The organism is Synechococcales cyanobacterium T60_A2020_003, assembly GCA_015272205.1.
Classification (GTDB): Bacteria; Cyanobacteriota; Cyanobacteriia; order RECH01; family RECH01; genus JACYMB01.
In genome coordinates, this window is the sequence record JACYMB010000047.1 from 1 (window position 1) to 5310 (window position 5310).

Below are 5310 nucleotides of genomic sequence, written 5' to 3' on the forward strand. Positions count from 1 at the left end.
GCTATCATCGTCGTTCGATTGCTGAAACTACCATGTTCCGCTTTAAGACTATTTTTGGGGGCAATCTCAGTGCACGTCAATTTGACAATCAAGCCGTGGAATTGTTCATCAAATGTGTTGCGCTCAACCGCATGATTCAGATCGCTAAACCCGATAGCTACAAGGTTGAAGGTTAATACCAGGACACTCTCAAGGCGAACCTGACCGTTTTTCTAATCATGCAACAAAGCCGTTGTTGGCAACAATAAGCTGGCCTCGGCGTAACAATTCTTCAAAGCCAATCACGGCCACTAAGCTGGTGTCTTTGAGTAGGGTAATGAACTCGTTGCCAATGGGGGGAATCATCCGCCGGAATGCCTGGGGGAAGATCACATAGCGCATGGTCTGAACGGGGCCTAAACCTAGTGATTCAGCAGCCTCGCGCTGTCCCATTTCGATAGATTGAATCCCGGCTCGAATAATTTCGGCAAGGTAGGCCGCCGAGTTGAGGGTGAGGGCAATCACCGCAGCCGCAAACTGGCTAAATTTGATCGGAACACCAATGCTATTGCCAAGCGCAGGCAGACCAAAATAAATAATGAAGATTTGGACGAGCAGAGGGGTGCCCCGGAAAAAGTCCACGTAGGCGCGCGCAATGAGTCGAATCGGCCAAGAGGGAGAAAGCCGCAGAATGCCAACCAGTGAACCCGCCAACATACCCAACGTAATGGATAACGCGGTGAGTTGCAGGGTCACTAGTGCCCCCTTCAGCAACGCTGGTAAGGCTTCTAGAATAATTTCGAGCGATCGCGACACCGTAAACTCCCCACGTCTCAGCAGTACTCAGCGACGGATTGCCTTAAACACCGGGCACAGACTCTGGGAGGGATGGCGGTGCTTGGTCAAACCACTTGCTGTAAATTTCAGCATACTGACCGTTTTCCATGATGGTTGTCAACCCAGCGTTAATTACTTCCAGAGATTTGGAATCTTTAGGAACGGCAATGCCGTAGTATTCCTGGGTTAGTAACGGCTCAATAGCTTTGATATTTGTGAGCAATCCCTGACGAAGGCTGTACTGGGTTACCGGAGCGTCGTTGATCACGGCATCTAATTTCCCGGCTGCAAGTTGAGAGAAAGCTTCGTCAATAGTTTCAAAGCGCTGCACCCTGGCATTGGCAACACCTTGAGCGAAGGTTTCACCCGTAGTCCGCGCCTGAACGCCGATGCGTTTGCCTTGCAGCATAGCGGCGTCGGTAATATCGGTGTTGGCATCGGCAACGGCGATCGCCAATCCCCCTTCAAAATACGGACGAGAAAACGACACAACCTCGACTCGGTCAGGGGTAATCGTGATCGCACTAATGGCGGCATCTACCGCATTGGCGCTCAGCGAACGAATCACGTCCCCGTAAGACATCGGTTCAAATTCAAGCGTAATATTCTGACTTTCAGCGATCGCCGTTATCAAATCGATATCAAACCCCTGCAACTCGCCCGTTGCAGTCGTGAACTCAAAAGGTGGAAAGTCGGGCGATGTCGCAACGATGAGTACGGAGTCTGCCCGGTTTGTTTCCTGATTGGAGCAGGCTGTCACCACGATCACCAGCAGGGCACTCAGTGCAGCCAGCATGATGTAGGAAAGCTGACGAAATCGAGGTATTTGCAGCATAGGGCGGTACTCCAAACGAATCGATAAGGCAATAAAAGTTGAGTTGAACAACCGATTAGGGGATAAGGTTGTAGACTCACTGCCATTATCAGCCTGCGAGAGGAATGCCCAGTGGGATTTAAGGGAAAATTCCTTTTCAAGATTGCTGCAATGGAATTGGACTTTGAACTAAATCGCGCTAAAGTATCAAAATTTCTGCACCTAGACGTCACAAGGCCTCTCTGTGAGCGAATTTCGTGCCGTGATGTGAAAACGAGGCTAAACTCCAGCTTCTGGGAATTGATGCGTTACGGCGATCGCTTAACACATCCTACCAAACGCGGTTTTATCCCTTTTTCAATACTCTAGGCAAAGGAAAAGTCAGAGAAACAGGAATCCACTGGGTCTAGCTGTCAACCCAAAAATCGGTTGAGAATCGAAATCAAACGAGACCCCCCTTGCTCCAACGGTGGAAAGTGAGTTTGCCGTGGTTTTGAGTCTTGAAGGAATAATGGGACAAACAATGGGTACAAAAAACGCTTGCAGTGGCCGCCTTTACTAGAGTGACTCAAGCCAGCGACGTATTAAGGGATAGACAATGGCTATCTACGGCACAACGATTCGCCGTTGGTGGTGGTAATCGAAAACGCATCGAATTCACCCCACTCAAATTCGCCTGTGACCGTCAGGCGATCGCCCACCGCTATAGCGCTTGCCGTAGAATCTCTGCAGACATACCAGGAATCTATACGGAGCGTGCGATCGCCCGTATTTAAGCGAAAACCGTCTTCCCAAACTCGCTCCACTGTTCCAGTAAAAGAGCCGTTTTGCTGGGCATGAACCGTTGAAACCATGCTCACGACCGTTAAACCACCGACCGTCATCAACATTGCTGTGAGTAATTTCATAGAGATAATCCTCCTTGAACCGTATAGAGCTGATTTGACATCTTTATAATGGAGGATAGTGTTCATCCCCTAGTCAAACCTAGTCATCATGACCTACTCAAGCAGCCTTAGCGATCGAGAATGGGAAATCTTAGAGCCCCTGTTGCCCGAGGTCTTGCCGAAGAAAAAGCGAACTCGCCCACTGGATTGGAGCTATCGAGAGCTGATTGACGGTATGTTGTATCAACTCAAAAACGATTGTAACTGCGAAGACTTGCCCAAAGACTTCCCCCCCTATTCGACAGTCTACCTATGGATTTAACGTCAGATCTGCTGGATAAGATCCGTGTTTCCCAGAGTGATCTATTCAGATCTACGGGATAATACCCAGATTTTCAGGATTTAAACAGAAAAATTGATAGTTAAGTCCGGAGAATTGGGATCTTATCCGTCATATTTGACAGTTAGGCACGGAGATTGGGGTGCTTATCCGTCACATTTGCGGGATGACACCCTGGATACCGAACTTATCCATCAGCGTCCGGTTCAGTACTCAACCCTGCTCAACCATTGAGCGATCGCCCCATCTCCATCCAGTAAACTCATCCCAACTTGACCCATCGCAACTTTTTCCAGACACTAGAATAAATGTACGGTTAACCCTCAGAACCTCGCGTGGCCGCCCCATCCAAATCCGAAACCCTCGTCAAACACCCCGAACGCCTAGAAGCACGCCTCAAGGAGATTCCCAAAGCTCCCGGCGTCTATTTCATGCGGGATGTCAACGACAATATTCTCTACATTGGCAAATCCAAAGCCTTGCGATCGCGCGTGCGTTCCTATTTTCGCGATCGCCATGACCTCAATCCCCGCATTGCCTTAATGGTCATGCAGGTCGCCGAGATTGAAATCATCGTGACCGATACCGAGGCCGAAGCCCTAGCCCTAGAAGCCAATCTCATCAAGCAGCACCAGCCCCACTTCAACGTCCTCCTCAAAGACGACAAAAAATATCCCTATCTCTGCATCACTTGGTCAGACGCCTATCCCCGCATTTTCATCACCCGACGGCGGCGCAGTGGTGAAGCCAAAGATCGCTACTACGGCCCCTATGTGGATGTGGGGCAACTACGCCGCACCCTAGGACTCGTCAAACGTCTCTTTCCCCTCCGCCAACGACCGCAACCTCTATTTAAGGATCGTCCCTGTCTCAACTACGACATTGGCCGCTGTCCGGGTGTGTGCCAAAAGCTCATTTCCTCTGAGGACTATCACAAAATCGTGCGGCGAGTGGCGATGATCTTCCAGGGGCGGACGCAGGAACTCACCGAAATCCTGACCCAGCAGATGGAGAAAGCCGCAGAAGAGTTGAACTTTGAACTGGCGGCCCATCTGCGGGATCAGATCCGGGGACTCGATAACCTGGGTGTGGATCAGAAAGTAGCTCTCCCTGACGATACGGTGTCACGGGATGCGATCGCCCTAATGGCCGATGAACACCACGCCTGCATTCAGTTGTTCCAAATTCGGGCGGGTCGGTTGGTGGGGCGGTTAGGCTTTGTCGCCGATGCCACGACCGGAACCCCCGGAGAGATTTTGCAGCGGGTGTTGGAGGAACATTACGCCACGGTGGATGCGGTGGAGATTCCGTCAGATGTGCTCACCCAGCACGAGCTACCCGATGCCGAGATCCTGACCGAGTTTTTGTCGGAACGGCGGGGACGAAAGGTGTCGATCTACGTGCCCCAACGCCAGTCAAAAGCGGACTTGATCGAAATGGTGGAACGAAATGCGGGATATGAGCTTGCTCGCACCCAACGATTTGCCGAACGGAACCACCAAGCCATGCTCGATCTAGCCGAAGTTTTAGATCTGCCGGACTTGCCCCATCGGATTGAAGGCTACGATATTTCCCACATTCAAGGATCGGATGCGGTGGCGTCGCAGGTCGTTTTTCTTGACGGTCTCCCCGCCAAGCAGCACTATCGTCATTACAAAATCAAAAATCCCACCGTGCGATCTGGTCACTCCGATGACTTTGCCAGCATGGCGGAGGTGATCCAGCGGCGGTTTCGACGCTACGCCCAAGATCCCACCACGCAGCGGGTGGGTAACCCCGATTTTCCCGATTTGGTCATGATCGATGGCGGCAAGGGGCAACTGTCCGCAGTGGTGGAGGTGCTGCGGGAGATGAATCTGCTAGAGGACGTGAAGGTGGTCAGTCTGGCGAAACAGCGGGAGGAAATTTTTCTGCCTGGAGAATCCCTGCCCCTGGATACCGAGGCCGAACAGCCAGGGGTGCAGCTCTTACGACGATTGCGCGATGAAGCCCACCGCTTTGCCGTGAGTTTTCACCGTCAGCAGCGCAGTACCCGCATGCGGCGATCGCGCCTGGATGATATTCCCGGATTGGGACACTATCGCCAGAAAGAATTGCTAGGGCACTTTCGATCGATTGACTATCTCCGGGAAGCCTCGGTGACTCAAATTGCGGAAGTGCCGGGAATTGGCCCCAAAATGGCGCAGCAAATTTATGATTATTTCCATCCCCAGTATCAAGAGGATGGCACGGGTTGAGAGTCGCAGTAGACTAGGGAAATGGTCGATGCGACCCTGCTAAGGATTTTGTATGACCGATTCAGCAGCGCTGCTAGCTCCGATTGAATGGCGATTGCGATCGCTCCTCCCAGAAATCCATCGGTGAGATCAGCGTCACTGTCAGTCGGCTGCTAGCTCCGAATGAACTACCCCGCCGCAAGCGGACGGGGTATCAGAATCAAAAAAGAGCAAGTT

6 protein-coding genes are annotated in these 5310 nt (G+C 51.6%); 3 read left to right on the plus strand and 3 right to left on the minus strand.

The features are described from left to right. Positions 1–176, plus strand: a 176-nt coding sequence (locus tag IGR76_02730) for an IS5/IS1182 family transposase (GenBank protein ID MBF2077447.1), incomplete at its 5' end; no start/stop codon positions are given. 40 nt (positions 177–216) lie between these two features. Here IGR76_02730 and IGR76_02735 read toward each other — a convergent pair. The 3 genes from IGR76_02735 to IGR76_02745 all read right to left on the minus strand — a co-directional run bounded on the left by IGR76_02735 (position 217) and on the right by IGR76_02745 (position 2538). Next, positions 217–795, minus strand: a complete 579-nt coding sequence (locus tag IGR76_02735) for an amino acid ABC transporter permease (protein ID MBF2077448.1) — start codon at positions 793–795, stop codon at positions 217–219. A gap of 43 nt (positions 796–838) precedes the next feature. Continuing rightward, complete coding sequence (locus IGR76_02740) at positions 839–1651, minus strand: basic amino acid ABC transporter substrate-binding protein (GenBank protein MBF2077449.1); 813 nt, start codon at positions 1649–1651, stop codon at positions 839–841. Positions 1652–2232: 581 nt separating this feature from the next. Beyond that, positions 2233–2538 (minus strand): hypothetical protein, encoded by a 306-nt coding sequence (locus tag IGR76_02745; GenBank protein ID MBF2077450.1) that lies wholly within the window; start codon positions 2536–2538, stop codon positions 2233–2235. Positions 2539–2626: 88 nt separating this feature from the next. On the opposite strand from IGR76_02745, the gene IGR76_02750 reads away from it, so the two are divergent. Then, positions 2627–2839: a transposase gene (locus tag IGR76_02750; GenBank protein ID MBF2077451.1), complete on the plus strand. Its 213-nt coding sequence runs from the start codon at positions 2627–2629 to the stop codon at positions 2837–2839. Between the two features lie 353 nt (positions 2840–3192). Continuing rightward, positions 3193–5094 carry an excinuclease ABC subunit UvrC gene (uvrC, locus tag IGR76_02755; GenBank protein MBF2077452.1) on the plus strand — a complete coding sequence of 634 codons (1902 nt, stop codon included), beginning with the start codon at positions 3193–3195 and terminating at the stop codon, positions 5092–5094. The last annotated feature ends 216 nt before the right edge of the window (positions 5095–5310 follow it).

Bases quoted from the DNA above. Each gene is read 5' to 3' on its own strand.
- IGR76_02740 (MBF2077449.1), bottom strand. From the start codon at position 1,651: ATGCTGCAAATACCTCGATTTCGTCAGCTTTCCTACATCATGCTGGCT.
- IGR76_02745 (MBF2077450.1), bottom strand. From the start codon at position 2,538: ATGAAATTACTCACAGCAATGTTGATGACGGTCGGTGGTTTAACGGTC.
- IGR76_02750 (MBF2077451.1), top strand. From the start codon at position 2,627: ATGACCTACTCAAGCAGCCTTAGCGATCGAGAATGGGAAATCTTAGAG.